The sequence below is a fragment of the Xanthobacter aminoxidans genome, from assembly GCF_023571765.1.
Taxonomy (GTDB): domain Bacteria; phylum Pseudomonadota; class Alphaproteobacteria; order Rhizobiales; family Xanthobacteraceae; genus Xanthobacter; species Xanthobacter aminoxidans.
The window spans coordinates 32486-46377 of the sequence record NZ_JAMJXC010000027.1 but is presented as its reverse complement, the minus strand read 5'-3'; the positions used below and the strand labels follow the sequence as shown (position 1 = coordinate 46377).

General features: G+C 67.0%; 18 protein-coding genes and 1 tRNA gene. 5 read left to right on the top strand and 14 right to left on the bottom strand.

Translation table 11 applies throughout. The features are described 5' to 3' along the window. Positions 1–259 precede the first annotated feature (259 nt). The gene (locus EJ105_RS25520; protein WP_250168555.1) at positions 260–1513 is read right to left on the bottom strand and encodes a sarcosine oxidase subunit beta family protein; all 1254 of its coding nucleotides are present in this window, start codon (positions 1511–1513) and stop codon (positions 260–262) included. A gap of 115 nt (positions 1514–1628) precedes the next feature. Between EJ105_RS25520 and EJ105_RS25515 the strand changes: the two genes are divergently transcribed. From EJ105_RS25515 to EJ105_RS25500, 4 genes are all read left to right on the top strand, one after another. Further along, on the top strand, positions 1629–2591 hold the full coding sequence (locus EJ105_RS25515) for a LysR family transcriptional regulator (protein ID WP_250168554.1): 963 nt from the start codon (positions 1629–1631) through the stop codon (positions 2589–2591). A 278-nt stretch (positions 2592–2869) separates the two neighbouring features. Continuing rightward, positions 2870–3217, top strand: a complete 348-nt coding sequence (locus EJ105_RS25510) for a cysteine rich repeat-containing protein (protein ID WP_051460615.1) — start codon at positions 2870–2872, stop codon at positions 3215–3217. Positions 3218–3261: 44 nt separating this feature from the next. Further along, entirely contained in the window at positions 3262–3873 is a 612-nt protein-coding gene (locus EJ105_RS25505; RefSeq protein WP_029558049.1) for an OmpA family protein, read from the top strand. Positions 3874–4032: 159 nt separating this feature from the next. Then, positions 4033–4473: a cupin domain-containing protein gene (locus EJ105_RS25500; protein ID WP_250168553.1), complete on the top strand. Its 441-nt coding sequence runs from the start codon at positions 4033–4035 to the stop codon at positions 4471–4473. Between the two features lie 73 nt (positions 4474–4546). Here the strand turns inward: EJ105_RS25500 and glnT are convergent, their stop codons facing one another. The 5 genes from glnT to EJ105_RS25475 form a co-directional block, all read right to left on the bottom strand. Continuing rightward, a complete protein-coding gene (gene glnT / locus EJ105_RS25495) occupies positions 4547–5902 on the bottom strand; it encodes a type III glutamate--ammonia ligase (RefSeq protein WP_245272262.1) in 1356 nt (451 codons plus the stop codon). A 79-nt stretch (positions 5903–5981) separates the two neighbouring features. Next, positions 5982–7319 (bottom strand): FMN-binding glutamate synthase family protein, encoded by a 1338-nt coding sequence (locus EJ105_RS25490; RefSeq protein ID WP_024279533.1) that lies wholly within the window; start codon positions 7317–7319, stop codon positions 5982–5984. Positions 7320–7391: 72 nt separating this feature from the next. Beyond that, a complete protein-coding gene (locus tag EJ105_RS25485) occupies positions 7392–8099 on the bottom strand; it encodes a GltB/FmdC/FwdC-like GXGXG domain-containing protein (RefSeq protein WP_024279532.1) in 708 nt (235 codons plus the stop codon). Beyond that, complete coding sequence (locus EJ105_RS25480; RefSeq protein WP_024279531.1) at positions 8096–8995, bottom strand: class II glutamine amidotransferase; 900 nt, start codon at positions 8993–8995, stop codon at positions 8096–8098. Before EJ105_RS25480 ends, EJ105_RS25485 begins: the two co-directional genes overlap by 4 nt. A 147-nt stretch (positions 8996–9142) precedes the next feature. Next, positions 9143–9799 carry a helix-turn-helix domain-containing protein gene (locus tag EJ105_RS25475; RefSeq protein WP_029558051.1) on the bottom strand — a complete coding sequence of 219 codons (657 nt, stop codon included), beginning with the start codon at positions 9797–9799 and terminating at the stop codon, positions 9143–9145. Between the two features lie 406 nt (positions 9800–10205). On the opposite strand from EJ105_RS25475, the gene EJ105_RS25470 reads away from it, so the two are divergent. Next, positions 10206–10281: transfer RNA gene (locus tag EJ105_RS25470), tRNA-Phe, on the top strand. Positions 10282–10370: 89 nt separating this feature from the next. On the opposite strand, the gene EJ105_RS25465 is transcribed toward EJ105_RS25470, so the two are convergent. The 8 genes from EJ105_RS25465 to EJ105_RS25430 are packed head-to-tail and all read right to left on the bottom strand — an operon-like array spanning position 10371 to position 13892. After that, complete coding sequence (locus tag EJ105_RS25465; RefSeq protein WP_250168552.1) at positions 10371–11495, bottom strand: tyrosine-type recombinase/integrase; 1125 nt, start codon at positions 11493–11495, stop codon at positions 10371–10373. Then, positions 11492–11743: a helix-turn-helix transcriptional regulator gene (locus tag EJ105_RS25460; protein WP_029558053.1), complete on the bottom strand. Its 252-nt coding sequence runs from the start codon at positions 11741–11743 to the stop codon at positions 11492–11494. Before EJ105_RS25460 ends, EJ105_RS25465 begins: the two co-directional genes overlap by 4 nt. After that, the gene (locus EJ105_RS25455; RefSeq protein ID WP_250168551.1) at positions 11730–12125 is read right to left on the bottom strand and encodes a hypothetical protein; all 396 of its coding nucleotides are present in this window, start codon (positions 12123–12125) and stop codon (positions 11730–11732) included. The genes EJ105_RS25460 and EJ105_RS25455 overlap by 14 nt, the downstream gene beginning before the upstream one ends. Further along, the gene (locus tag EJ105_RS25450; RefSeq protein ID WP_250168550.1) at positions 12122–12361 is read right to left on the bottom strand and encodes a hypothetical protein; all 240 of its coding nucleotides are present in this window, start codon (positions 12359–12361) and stop codon (positions 12122–12124) included. Before EJ105_RS25450 ends, EJ105_RS25455 begins: the two co-directional genes overlap by 4 nt. Next, complete coding sequence (locus EJ105_RS25445) at positions 12358–12669, bottom strand: hypothetical protein (protein WP_250168549.1); 312 nt, start codon at positions 12667–12669, stop codon at positions 12358–12360. The genes EJ105_RS25450 and EJ105_RS25445 overlap by 4 nt, the downstream gene beginning before the upstream one ends. Before the next feature lie 9 nt (positions 12670–12678). After that, positions 12679–13128 carry a single-stranded DNA-binding protein gene (ssb, locus tag EJ105_RS25440; protein ID WP_250168548.1) on the bottom strand — a complete coding sequence of 150 codons (450 nt, stop codon included), beginning with the start codon at positions 13126–13128 and terminating at the stop codon, positions 12679–12681. A gap of 3 nt (positions 13129–13131) precedes the next feature. Further along, positions 13132–13326: a hypothetical protein gene (locus EJ105_RS25435; RefSeq protein ID WP_250168547.1), complete on the bottom strand. Its 195-nt coding sequence runs from the start codon at positions 13324–13326 to the stop codon at positions 13132–13134. Next, positions 13326–13892, bottom strand: coding sequence for a hypothetical protein (locus EJ105_RS25430; RefSeq protein WP_250168546.1), 567 nt, complete (start codon positions 13890–13892; stop codon positions 13326–13328). The genes EJ105_RS25435 and EJ105_RS25430 overlap by 1 nt, the downstream gene beginning before the upstream one ends.

The following is a 13892-nucleotide window of genomic DNA, read 5'->3' as shown; positions in this document are numbered from 1 at the left end:
AGGCTGGGTGTGTTCAAGCGGGCGGGGATCCGTGCCGGCTCACGGTCTTCAAGACCTGGGGCCCAACGATCTCCCGCCCGCTCCCATCCTGACACATCCCCAACACACAGGGGCCCAGCGCACAAGTTCGCCGCAGGCGGCATGAGCGGGGAGACGCGCGGAGCATGTCCGCTGCGCGGGAGTCCTGCGCTGGGCCCCGGCTCGGCGCTCCGGCGGCGCCGTCGCTGGTCCGGGGCACGGGAATTGAACAGCCCGCCCATCAGTGCAAATTCGGCTGGGCGCCGACTCCCTTTTCGTCGATCACATGGCCGGTGCGGAAGCGGTCCAGGCGGAAGGCGGCGTTGAAGCGGTGCGCCTCTTCCTTGGCGATGGTCCAGGCGAAGCACCAGCCGGAGGCCGGCGTCGCCTTGAAGCCCCCGTAGTTCCACGCGGTGTTGAGGAACAGGCCGGGCAGGGGACCCACGTCGATGATGGGCGAGCCGTCCATGGACATGTCCACGAGGCCGCCCCACGAGCGCAGCATGCGCAGCCGCCCGATGAGCGGCATCAGCGCCATGCCGCCCTCGGCCACATCCTCCACCACGGGGAGGTTGCCGCGCTGGGCGTATGAATTGTAGCCGTCGATGTCGCCGCCGAAGACGAGGCCGCCCTTGTCCGACTGGCTGACGTAGAAATGCCCCATGCCGAAGGTGATGACGCCCGGCACCAGCGGCTTCAGCCCTTCCGAGACGAAGGCCTGCAGCACATGGCTCTCGATGGGCAGGCGCAGGCCGAGATGCCTGGTCAGCCGCGATGTGGAGCCGGCCACCGCGAGGCCGACCTTGTCGGCGCGGATGGGTCCGCGATTGGTCTCCACGCCCACCACGGCGTCACCCTCGCGGATGAAGCCGGTGACTTCGCAATTCTGCACGATGTCCACGCCCAGCCGGTCGGCGGCGCGGGCATAGCCCCACACCACGGCATCGTGGCGCGCGGTGCCGGCGCGGGCCTGCATCAGCCCGCCCTTGATGGGGAAGCGGGAATTGTCGAAATCGAGGAAGGGGCAGAGCGCCTTCACCTGCTCGCGGTCGAGCAGTTCGGAATCGGCGCCGGCGAGGCGCATGGCGTTGCCGCGCCGGGCGTAGGCGTCGCGCTGGCCGTCCGAGTGGTAGAGATTGATGATGCCGCGCTGGGAGACCATGGCGTTGTAGTTGAGGTCCTGCTCCAGGCCCTCCCACAACTTCATGGACCACTCGTAGAAGGGCTCGTTGCCGGGCAGCAGGTAGTTGGAGCGGATGATGGTGGTGTTGCGCCCCGCATTGCCGGAGCCGATATGCCCCTTCTCCAGCACCGCGATGTTGCGGATGCCGTGCTCCTTGGCGAGGTAGTAGGCAGTCGCGAGGCCATGGCCGCCGCCGCCGACGATGATGACGTCATAAGAGGGCTTCGGCACCGCATCGCGCCAGGCGGGCGTCCAGCCCTTCTGGCCGTTGAGCGCGTTGGCGATCAGGCTGAATACGGAATAGCGGGACATTGAACCCCTCGGGACCCTTGGGAACCCCTCGGCGCGGACGCCGATGCACCCCTTTGGAAAAGATATAGCCCCGCCGAAAACCACAGGTAATATAAATCCTGCTTATTCTGTGGGGATGACGGTGCGCGAGCTTCTGCCGTTCGATCTGAAGGCGCTGGAAATCTTCCTCGCCGTCTGCGAGGCCGGCGCCATGGCCGGCGCGGCGCGGCGTCTCGGGCTCACCCAGCCGGCGGTGTCGCAGGCGGTGGCGGAGCTGGAGACGCGCATGGGCGTCGCATTGTTCGATCGCAGCGTGCGGCCGCTGGGGTTGACGGCCGCGGGCGGCGTGCTCAGGCAGAAGGCGAGCGCGCTGCTCTCCGAGGCCCGGCAGATCGTGCCGGCGCTGAAGGAGACCGAGCACGGCCGCCTGCCTTTGATCCGCGCCGGCCTCGTCGATTCCCTCTCTCGCGCCCTCTCTGCGCCGCTGGCCGGGCGGCTGTGCGCGGTGGCGGAGGAAGTGTCGCTGCTCGCCGGCCTCACGGCGGCCCATGCGAGCGCGCTGCTCTCCCGCCAGCTCGATCTGCTCGTGGGCGTGGACGAACTCGCCGACATCGAGGGGCTGGAGCGCTTCCCGCTTCTGACCGAGCCCTATGTGCTGCTGCTCCCCGCCGGTGAGACGGCGCCCGAGCGGGTGGAGGAGGTGGCGCGCCTCGCGCAGCGTCTGCCGCTGGTGCGCTTCTCGGCCCGCTCGCGCACCGGCATCGAGGTGGACCGGCACCTGAGGCGCCTCAAGCTCGATCTGCCGCGCCGGCTGGAGTTCGACACGCCCTTCGGCGTCTCGGCCATGGTGGCGGCGGGGGAGGGGTTCGCGGTGACGACGCCGCTCTGCATCTTCGAGGCGGGGCTGGATCGCGACCGGGTCCGTTACGCGCCACTGCCGGGTCCGGCCTTCTCCCGCAGCCTGACGCTGATCGGCCGCCGGCAGGAACTCGGCCGCCTGCCGCGGGAGGTCGCTGGCTTCTGCCGGCAGACCCTGGACGAAGCGGTTCTGCCCGTCCTGCGCGCCACCCTGCCATGGGTGGGCGACACGCTCGGATAGAAGGCGCGGCAACGCGTGGAACTGCTGAAGGCCAAGCTTCGTGGCGGCCAATTGCCTAGCTGTGAAAGTCGAGTTTTCGGCCTGACGTTAAGTTTGTACTGAAAAGTCCGATCCCGGAGGCACCACCGCCCGCTGTCGGCTGCGACCGTTTGATGATACCCCTACGTCGTGTCGGGGCATTCATTTGAAGACGGGGTGGGGCAACAATGCGGATCGGCGGAGTTCTATTTGCAGCGGTAATCCTGGCTGGGTCTGCCTCTGCGGCAGGCGCGCAGACCATGAGCTATGCGCAGGCCGGCGCCCTTCTGGCGCGCAGCTGCGGCGCGGACATCAACAAGTTCTGTTCGAATGTGAATCTGGGCGAGGGCAAGCTGCTCGCCTGCATGGATGGGAAGATCAATCAGGTCAGCGCCAAGTGTAAAGCCGACTATGCGACGGCGAAGGCCTCCATCGCCGAGCGGGATGCGGCGCAGGATTCCATCCAGGAAGTCTGCTCGGCGGACACGGCGCGCCTGTGCCCCGGCATGGTGCCCCAGGACGGCAACCTGCTCTCCTGCCTGCTCCAGGCGACGCGGGTGGTGAGCGACAAGTGCAACGCCGCGATCACCAACGCCGGCTACCGCTGAGCGTCCTCCTCACATCCTCGCACTCGAACGAAGGACGTTTCGCGATGACATCGCCTTTGACCCGCCTTGCACTGGCCGCGCTGCTCGCTGCCGCCGTGCCGGCGATCGCCCCCGCCTATGCCCAGACCGCCCTCTCCGATGGCCAGATCCTCCAGGGGCTGCAAGGCCTGAGCGAAAAGGCCCCGACCATCACCGCGCAGCAGCTGCGCTCCATGGTCCAGACCCACATGGCGCAGAATCCGGGCGAGCAGCTCAGCCGTCCCTCGCTGGCGCTGAAGCTCGACCAGTTGCCGCAGATCAACGTGCAGATCCAGTTCCGCCTCGGTTCGGCGATCATCGAGCCGTCGTCCTACGGCACGCTAGGCGCCATCGCCGATGCCATGCACAACCCCATCCTGCACGGCTACAAGTTCATCGTCACCGGCAACACGGATGTCACCGGCCCGCGCGAGGTGAACCTCAAGCTCAGCCAGGCCCGCGCCGATGCGGTGGTGAGCGCGCTGGTCAGCGTGTTCAACATCAATCCCACCCGCCTCGAGGCGGTGGGGCTGGGCGAGGAAGTGCTGCTCGATCCCAAGCGGCCGACTGATCCCATCAACCGGCGCGTCCAGATCTTCACCGTGGGCCGCCTCGCGCCTTACGTCGCCCAGCGCTGAAGCCCCGACGATCCTGCATGAAGAAGGCGCCGACCCCGGCCGGGGCGGCGCCTTTTTCGTTGCGTCCGGGCCGGTGGTGCAGCCACTCGCCGCGCGCGGAAATCCCGTTATCCTGAGGGGCCTGCGCGGCGCGCGGGCCAATATTGGGAGGACAGGATCATGCTCGCTCGACGCCGGTTCATCTCCTGCGCCATCTGCTCGCTGGCGGGGTTCGCCGCGACGCAGGTCGGCGGCACGCAGGCCATGGCACAGGGCCAATCAGCACCCGCCGCGGCGCCCGCCGGAATCTCGCGCAAGGTGCTCGGCCGCACCGACATGCCGGGCGACAAGTATGTCGCCATTCTGATGGAGGCGGAGTTCGACGGCGGGCTCAAGGTGGCGCGTCACACCCATCCGGGCGTCGAGAGCACCTATCTCATGGCCGGGGGCGGCGTGCTCTCGGTGAAGGGCCAGCCTGACCGCACGCTGGCGCCGGGCGACGGCTTCCAGATTCCGCCCGAAGTGCCGCACGCCTTCCAGGTGGGGGGCGACAAGACGAAGCTCGCCATCACCTACATCGTCGAGAAGGACAAGCCGCTGGCGACGCCCGCGCCGGAGTGAGGTGCTCAAAAAAGGTGAGAGCCCGGCGCAGGGGAATGCGCCGGGCTCCCGGGGACAACCGACAGAGCAGGGCTCAGATGTCGAGGGTGTTGTCCCTTTCCCATTGGGTGAGGTGACGGGAGAAGGCGTTCCATTCCACGGTCTTCAGCTTCAGGTAGCCGTCCACGAACGGCTTGCCGAGGCGATCCGTCAGAACCTTGGACTTCTCCAGCGCGCGCATGGCGTCGAGCAGGTTGAGCGGCAGGCGCTTGGCGCCCTTCACCTTGTGCCCGTCGGTGTACATGTTGATGTCGAGGCGCTTGCCCGGATCGCGCTTGTTCTCGATGCCGTCGAGGCCGGCGGCCGCGAGGCCCGCCTGGAGCAGGTAGGGGTTGGCCGCGCCGTCGGCGAGGCGGAACTCGAACCGGCCCGCATCGGGAATGCGGATCATGTGGGTGCGGTTGTTGCCGGTGTAGGTGACGGTGTTCGGCGCCCAGGTGGCGCCGGAGATGGTGCGCGGGGCGTTGATGCGCTTGTAGGAATTCACCGTCGGGTTGGTGAGGGCGCAGAGCGCGTCCGCATTGTGGATGAGGCCGCCGATGAAGTGGTAGCCCAGCTCGGAGACGCCCAGCTCGCCCTTGGGATCGGAGAAGGCATTCTTGCCCTTCTGCCACATGGACACATGGGCGTGGCAGCCCGAGCCGGTGAGGTTGATGAACGGCTTCGGCATGAAGGTCGCGCGCAGGCCGTGCTGCTCCGCGATCGACTTCACCATGTATTTGAAGAAGACATGGCGGTCGGCGGTGAGAAGCGCGTTGTCGTAGTTCCAGTTCATCTCGAACTGGCCGTTGGCGTCCTCATGGTCGTTCTGGTACGCGCCCCAGCCGAGCTTGAGCATGGCGTCGCAGATGTCCTTGATGACATCATAGCGGCGCATGAGGGCGGCCTGATCGTAGCAAGGCTTCTCGGCGGTGTCGGCGGTGTCCGAGATGGACTTGCCGTCCTGGGTGATGAGGAAGTATTCGCACTCGACGCCCGTCTTGATCTCGTAGCCGAGGCGCGCAGCGGCGGCGAGCTGCTTCTTCAGCAGCGTGCGGGGCGCCTGCTCCACTTCCTTGCCGCCCATGTAGAGGTCGGCGGCGAGCCAGCCGATCTCTTCCTTCCAGGGCAGCTGGATGAGGCTGGTCGGGTCCGGCACGGCGAACAGGTCGGGATCGGCCGGCGACATGTCGAGCCAGGTGGCGAAGCCGGCGAAGCCGGCGCCTTCCTTCTGCATGGGGCCGATGGCGGAGGCGGGCACGAGCTTCGCGCGCAGGCCACCGAACAGGTCCACGTAGGAGATCAGGAAATACTTGATGCCGCGGTCCTTCGCGACCTTGGCGAGGTCGATCTGGGCAGCGGCGGAAGCGCGGCCTTCGGCCTCGCGGAGCGGCGTACGGAAGTGGTCCATGCGAAATTCCCCGGAATTTGGAAGCGGTATTCTTTGAAAAAAGCCGCGCCGGTCGAGCGGCGCGGCTTGAAGGTTCGGATCAGTATCCGCCGGTCCTGCCGGGCACCCAGGAGGTGCCGGCCAGCGGAACGCCGGCCATGGCGGCGGCCTCCACGGTCAGCGCCACGAGGTCTTCCGGCTCCAGATTGTGCAGGTGGCTCTTGCCGCAGGCGCGGGCAATGGTCTGCGCCTCCAGCGTCATCACCGAGAGATAGTTGGCGAGGCGGCGGCCGGCCTTCACCGGATCGAGCCGCTTGGACAGCTCGGGGTCCTGGGTGGTGATGCCGGCGGGGTCGCGGCCCTCGTGCCAGTCGTCATAGGCTCCGGCCGTGGTGCCGAGCGCCTGGTATTCGTCTTCCCACTGGGGATCGTTGTCGCCGAGCGCGACGAGGGCCGCCGTGCCGATGGCCACTGCGTCGGCGCCGAGGGCCAGCGCCTTGGCCACGTCCGCGCCGGTGCGGATGCCGCCGGAGACGATGAGCTGCACCTTGCGGTGCATGTCGAGGTCTTGGAGCGCCTGCACGGCCGGGCGGATGGCGGCGAGGATCGGGATGCCCACGTGCTCGATGAACACGTCCTGCGTCGCCGCGGTGCCGCCCTGCATGCCGTCGAGCACCACCACGTCGGCGCCCGCCTTCACCGCCAGCGCGGTGTCGTAATAGGGCCGCGAGGCGCCGACCTTCACATAGATCGGCTTCTCCCAGTCGGTGATCTCGCGCAGCTCCTCGATCTTGATCTCAAGGTCGTCCGGGCCGGTCCAGTCGGGATGGCGGCAGGCCGAGCGCTGGTCGATGCCCTTGGGCAGGGTGCGCATGGCGGCCACGCGATCGGAAATCTTCTGGCCGAGCAGCATGCCGCCGCCGCCGGGCTTGGCGCCCTGGCCGATGACGATCTCGATGGCGTCGGCCTTGCGCAGGTCCACCGGGTTCATGCCGTAGCGGGACGGCAGGTACTGGTAGACGAGGGTCTTGGACTGGCCGCGCTCCTCCGGCGTCATGCCGCCGTCGCCGGTGGTGGTTGAGGTGCCCACCGTGGAGGCGCCACGTCCCAGCGCTTCCTTCGCCTGCGCGGAGAGCGCACCGAAGCTCATGCCGGCGATGGTGACGGGGGTCTTCAGCGTGATCGGCTTCTTGGCGAAGCGGGTGCCGAGGGTGACCTCGGTGCCGCACTTCTCGCGATAGCCCTCCAGCGGGTAGCGCGACATGGAGGCGCCGAGGAAGAGCAGATCGTCGAAGTGGGGCAGCTTGCGCTTGGTGCCGGCGCCACGGATGTCATAGATGCCGGTCGCCGCGGCCCGGCGGATCTCGGCCAGTGTCGCCGGATCGAAGGTGGCGGAGAAGCGCGGCGGGGTGCGCGGCGTGTTGTTGTGGGCGGTCATGGGGTCCTCACCCGGAAAAGTTCAACTGCGGTCGGTGCGTCCCGCCCGTGGCGGGCGCGACGGCGGCGCGCGTCAGTAGGCGGACGCGTTGTCCACGTGGAAGTTGTAGAGCTGGCGGGCGGAGCCGTAGCGCTTGAACTCCGAGACATCGACCGCGCCTTCGAGGCCGGCGGCCTTCAGCTTCTGGGCCAAGAGCGCCTTGTGCTCGTCCCGCATCTCCTTCTCGATGCAGTCCGCGCCCAGGCTCTTCACCGTGCCGCGAACGAAGAGCTTGGCCTCGTAGAGGCTGTCGCCCAGCGCCTCGCCGGCATCGCCCAGCACCACGAGGGAGCCGGACTGCCCCATGAACGCGCTCATGTGGCCGATGGAGCCCTTCACGACGATGTCCACGCCCTTCATGGAGATGCCGCAGCGGGCGGAGGCATTGCCATCCACCACGAGCATGCCGCCATGGGCGGTGGCGCCGGCCGACTGGCTGGCATCGCCGCGCACATGCACGAAGCCGCTCATCATGTTCTCGGCGACGCCCTGACCGGCATTGCCGTGGATGATGACGGAGGCTTCCGCATTCATGCCGGCGCAGTAGTAGCCGACATTGCCCTCGATCTCGACGGTGAGGGGCATGGCCAGGCCCACCGCCACCGCGTGGCGGCCGTTGGGGTTCAGCACCCGCCAGCGGCGGGCGTTGGATTCAGCGGTGGCCTTGTGAAGGGCCTCGTTCAGCTCGCGCAGCGGCGTGGTGGCGAGGTCGAAGGTCACGTCCGGCGCAATGGCGTTCACTGTGCGCGCTCCCAGAAATACACGGTGGCGGGCTCGGGCTCGAAGACCTTGGCCTTGGCGATGCCGGGCAGGTCGACGAGCGCGCGGTATTCCGAGCCGAAGGCGACATACTGGTCGGTCTCGGCCATCACGGCGGGCTTGCAGGCGATGGGATCACGCAGCACGCCGAAGCCGCTCTCGGTGCCCACCACAAAGGTGAAGAAGCCGTCGAGGTCCTTCAGGCCGGCTTCCAGAGCCTGCCCGAGCGAGGCGCCTTCCCGCATCCGCCAGGTGAGATAGCCGGCGGCCACCTCGCTGTCGTTCTCGGTCTCGATGGCGATGCCTTCGCGCTTCAGCTGCCGGCGCAGGGCGTTGTGGTTGGACAGCGAGCCGTTGTGCACGAGGCACTGGTCGGCGCCGGTGGAGAAGGGATGCGCGCCAGCGGTGGTCACCGCGCTCTCGGTGGCCATGCGGGTGTGGCCGATGCCGTGGGTGCCGCGCATCTGCGCCAGGCCGAAGGTCTGCGCCACGGAGGAGGGCAGGCCGACCTCCTTGAAGATTTCCATGCGGGAGCCGGTGCCCACCACCGCCACCTCGGGATGGCGCTCGGCGAGGAAGGCGCGCACGGCGGCCTCACGCACCTGCGGGATTTCCACCACCGCATGGGTGCCGTGGAGGACGAGGGCGGGCATGCCGTTCGCCGGGCCGGACAGGCCGGCGGCGAGGCCCTCGAAATCATAGCCCCGGGCGGCGCGCAGGGAGAGCTTCACACTGTCCTTGCCGCCGGCGCCGTAGACCGCGAAGCCCGCGCTGTCGGGGCCGCGATCAGTCATGACGCAGAGCATGGACGCGAGCATGGCACCCAGCTCGCCTTCGAGCTTCGGGTCCTTGAGGAAAAGTCCGACGATGCCGCACATGGCGTTCGATTTTACTCCATTGCGGGCCGCCGCTGCGGCCTTGTCACAAGGAGTACGCCCGTTAGGCGAGGGCGTCAATCGGAAGAGAATATAATTTTCTCTGGAGGAAAACTTCGCCGATCGTCAGGGTGAGAAGGGCGCGCCGGCTCAGTGCCGGTCACGGCCGTAGACGATGATGGACAGGTAGGTCATGGGCGCCTTGATGAGGTCTTCCGGGCCATGGGCGGCACCGGAATCGAACATCAGCGCATCGCCGGCGCGCAGGTGATAGGTGCGGTCCGCGTGGCGGTAGAGCACCTCGCCGGAGAGCATGTAGATGAACTCCACGCCCGCATGGCGGAAGCCCGTGTAGGGCGCCGCCTCCTCCGTCAGGGTGATGAGGTAGGGCTCCACCACGATGTCGCCGCCGAGGCCGTGGCCCAGCAGTTCGTACTGATGGCCGACCTTGGTGCCGCGCCGCTCGATGATGACGCCCTGCTGCGCCTTCACGAAGGAGCAGTCGCGCCGCTCCTCGAAGGCGGAGAACAGCGTGGTGAGCGGCACGTTGAGCGCCTTGGAGATGGATTGCAGCGTGGCGAGGGAGGGGGAGATCTGCCCGTTCTCGATCTTCGACAGCATGCCCACCGAGATGCCGGCCGCGCCCGCGAGGTCGGAAACCGTCAGGTCCAGCTCGCGGCGGATGGAGCGCACCTGCACGCCCAGAGCCTCCTCCAGCGTGACCGCCTCCGCTGCGGGGGCGCTGGACCCGGTGACATAGTCGGCAGTCTCCTGGTCGACGCTCTTCGGCTCGGCGACGCTCTTCATCTTGCGCTCGGGCACACCATCCCCCGTCGTTCCCGCATATCCGCCCCAGCCGTGATGCTGCGTCCGGGCGGTGATTTGCCGGCCATTGTGCCAGCTTCCGCGCAAGAATGCATCGCACCGTTGGCGACTCGCGCGATGGCACGCGGGTGGAGAAAAGAGGCTGTCTGCAACCCGCGCAGGACGGCGGGCGTCCGTCCCGCGATCGCGTGCGTGTCCGGTGACAGGGGGGCGGAAACGCTTGTCCCGAAACGCATCGAGGCGATCACCGCCGTGGCTTGTCCACAGCTCCCGCGCGCCGCCCTACAGACTGCATGCCGGCTCTGGACACGACCCGATTTCCTCCCTATACACTCGCCGCTCCGAAGGGGTTGACGCCCCTCCGGACCCGGGCCTCGGCCCGGCGGATGCCCAGGTAGCTCAGTTGGTAGAGCATGCGACTGAAAATCGCAGTGTCGGTGGTTCGATTCCGCCCCTGGGCACCATCATTTTCCTAAGCCCCTGAAATCATTGAGATTTTCGCTTTATCTTTCTCACTGGACACGGTGGGTAAGGCAGAGTGGGAAAGATTTGTTCACTCTTTGATCGGCGCCACGAGGTGCATCGCGTCGCCGGCGAGGCGCTTGCGGTTCGCCTTCCTGGTATAGCGGGCGGCCTGCTTGGGGCTCTCCCATCCATAGATCGCCATGAGCTGATGCTCGGTCGCGCCGTTCTCGGCGGCGATCGTGGCGCCGGCCTTGCGCAGGCCGTGGGCCGAGCACTGGGGCAGGCCAGCTTCGTCGCATCGATCGCGAAACCAGTTGCCAAACCCGGCGTCGCTGAAGGGCGCGCCGAATTCCGTCACGAGGAAGGTCATGTGGCTTCCGGGCGTGGCGTCTATGACCGCCTGGAGCCGCGGCAGGACGGGGATCTCCCGCTCTTTCACGAGGTGGCGGCGGCCCTTCATCTCCGTGAAGCGCAGCCATCCGTTCCGGATCATCTGGCGGCCGAGCTGGACCACATCGGAGCGCCGCACGCCGGTGTAGAGGAGAAGCGCGAGCGCGAGGCGGGCCTTGGAGCCGAGGGGGTGCCGTGCCTCATATTGCTCGATCTCGTCCACGGTCCATGTGTGCCAGCCGTTACCGGCCGCCGTGAAATAGGGCACGTCGCGGGCAAGGTTGACCGTGATGCCGGGGAGTTCATCGGCGATCGCCCAATTGAACACCTTCCGGAGCACCTTGATTCGGCTGTTGCCGGCCTCCGGCGCGGCGAGCTTGCGATCGCGCAGCACGCGGATCGCCTTGACCGAGAGTCGATCAAGGGGAAAGTCCGCATAGAAGGTCTTGGCGCCGGGCTCGGTCGGCTCCTCGAACATGCTTTCCAGAATGAGCTTGCGGACATGGCGGGTGCGCGCGCTGTCGCGCTTGTGGTCCGCGCTCTCGGCCATGAACCGAATGCACATCCACCGGAACGTGCCGGGCTTTGGGGTGCGGTCGCGGGACTTCTCTTCCGTCTCCTCCGGCTCGATGGGGACGGGGGAGAAGGCGCGCGCAATCGCCTCATCATAGGCCTTGCGGAATTCCGGGGTGCCGGGGCGCTCGCGGATGCGGAACTTCTTGTGACCCTTGCCGCGCCACACATAGATCCGCACGTTCCCGTGGCGGTCCATGTCCTCATAGACGTATTGCAGCCGGTCCAGCATGGGTGCGCCGCTCTTCATACCGCCACCCGTGCCCACGGATCGTCGCGGTTTTCCTCTTGTGCGCCATCGGGCAACGCATCGAACGCTGCGTCAAGTTTCCTGCGATCCCACACAGTGCGGGAGTTGATCCTCTTCGCTGGCGGCATGCGGCCGTCCTTCACCAACTGATCGAAGGTGCCGGCGGACACGCCGATATATGCCGCAGCCTCGGTGCGGGAGAGGCCGCGCGGGGGCAGGCTGATGGGTAGGATGTCATGCCGGGCCATTCTTGTCCCCCAAGGCCCTGATGCGCTCGGCCACCTGGCGGGCCTGCTCCTTGGTCAAGCGCTTGCGGACGGCTCGGCGGACGGCATCGCCATCGTCGTAATAGACGTAGGCGATCGACGTTCCGGCTGCGTCCTCGATGGCGAAGCTTTCCGTATGCTCGATGACGCGGAGCGGCAGGAATATCTTCGTCATGGCGGCCTCGGCGGAATTCCCCGCCAAAATGTCCCATGCCGCCGCGAGCCGGTCCACCAGCCGCCGGCCGGCCTCGGCCACCTCGCATAGATCCTCGATGCGGGTGAAGAGGAGCATCCGCGCGGCGCTGGTTTCGCCGGCGGTCTCATATTCGGTGACGATGCCGAGGGCGCGTTCAAAAGGGGTCATGGTGTGGCGCCCTTCTCTTCTGCGAGCTGCACCATGACGATGCGATATTTCTTCGCAAGCCGATCGAGCCGACTGGTGTCGGCGTTGATATGGTGGTGGGTATCGGGCAGGTAGAGTTGTGCGCCGGCGAGCGACCATGCCGTTTGGACCTGTCCCACCTTGCCAAAGCGGCAGAAGAACCGATCGCCGATCATGATCGCGCGTGCCTGGGTACGGCATTCATTGGGGCTCGTCATGCTGGCCCCCATCCGGCACCCGGGGCCTGCCGACGTTGAACCCTTTCGGTCGCGGCGGCTTCGAGCAACTCGCGCGCGATAGTGATCTCACGAAGGGCTGGAAGAACTTCGCGCCCGATCGAAGCGAATAGCGAGCGTATACCCCCTTCGTGGTTGCGGATGTAGCTTTCTCCTAGTTTTTCCTTGAAGGCCTTTAGAAAAGCGTCGGCGCCGTAGCCGATCATGGCTTCAAGAGCCCTGATCTCGGTTTCGTTTAGGGTGAGCGTAGTGGAGAAGTGCACCACAGCGCGGTTTTTTGCTTCAGCCATCGCCGCACCTCAGAACGGGATTTCGTCATCCACCCCATCGGCCGGGGCCGGGGCGGCGTCGCGGGTGCGGGTGGAGCCGTAGGCGTTCTCATCCGGCGCCGGAGCCTTCTCGGCCCGATCAAGGATGGCGAGATCCCCGCGATAGGGGCGCATGACGATCTCGGTGGTGTAGCGCTCCGCCCCTTGCTTGTCGGTCCACTTGCGAGTGCCGAGCTGCCCTTCAACGAAGACGTGCGAGCCCTTCTTCAGGAAGCGCTCGGCCACGCCCACGAACGTGTCATTGTAGATGACGACGCGGTGCCACTCGGTGCGCTCCCGGCGCTCGCCCGTGGCCTTGTCGCGCCAGCTTTCGGAGGTGGCGACATTGAGGGTCGCCAGCTTCGAGCCGGATTGCGTGGTGGCGATCTCGGGATCGCGGCCGAGATAGCCCACGAGAATGACTTTGTTGACGCCGGCCATGGGTCAGGCCTCCTTCCTGGGCTGGGCTTCTCCAGCGCGGCGGGCGCGGGTGGAGGCGCGAGAGATGATGAGGGCGCGCTGGTGCTTCAGAAGGCGCCAGCTTTCCTTGGCGGCTTCCGCGCGTGCGAGGGTGGCGGCCTCCTCTTCCGTGAGGTGGGGACGCCATTGTTCGGCGCGGGTGGACTTGGCGCGGGCCATCACATGCCCGCCTTGTCCGTGGGGTGGGCCGCGCTGGCCGCGCATTGGCATGGGCCAGCGCTGGAAGCGACGCCGCAGCTTTCACAGAGCCACATCGTGTTGACCGGCACCCGATCAAGGCCGGGCACGCCGTCTTTCAAGGTGACGACGAAGAAGTCCGCACCCCAGCGCACGAACCCCGCCTCAATGGTGCGGGCGGATGTATCGAGGTCGCGCTCGCGGGCGATCATCTCAAGAAGGTTGTCGCCGCAGCTCTCCGGCTCGTCCCTGTTCCAACATTGGGTGAAGCCTTCCGGCGGCACCCCTTGCACCGTGAAGCTGCCATCCTCGGCAAGCGCCACGTCCAGCGCGCCGAGATAGTCGCAATAGTGCATCTCGACCACTTGGCCCGGCGCGACCGTCTCGCCGGAGAAGCGAAAGCCGTCATCCTCCTCGATCAACCGTCCGAGGATGATGGCCCCGGCGTCCATCTCCAGCCATTCGGCCGGGCTGGCCTTCGCCGGCGGCATGGTTTCGTCGCACATGAAATCCGGCCACCAGCGGCGCGGTTCTGCCTGTTCGCTCAT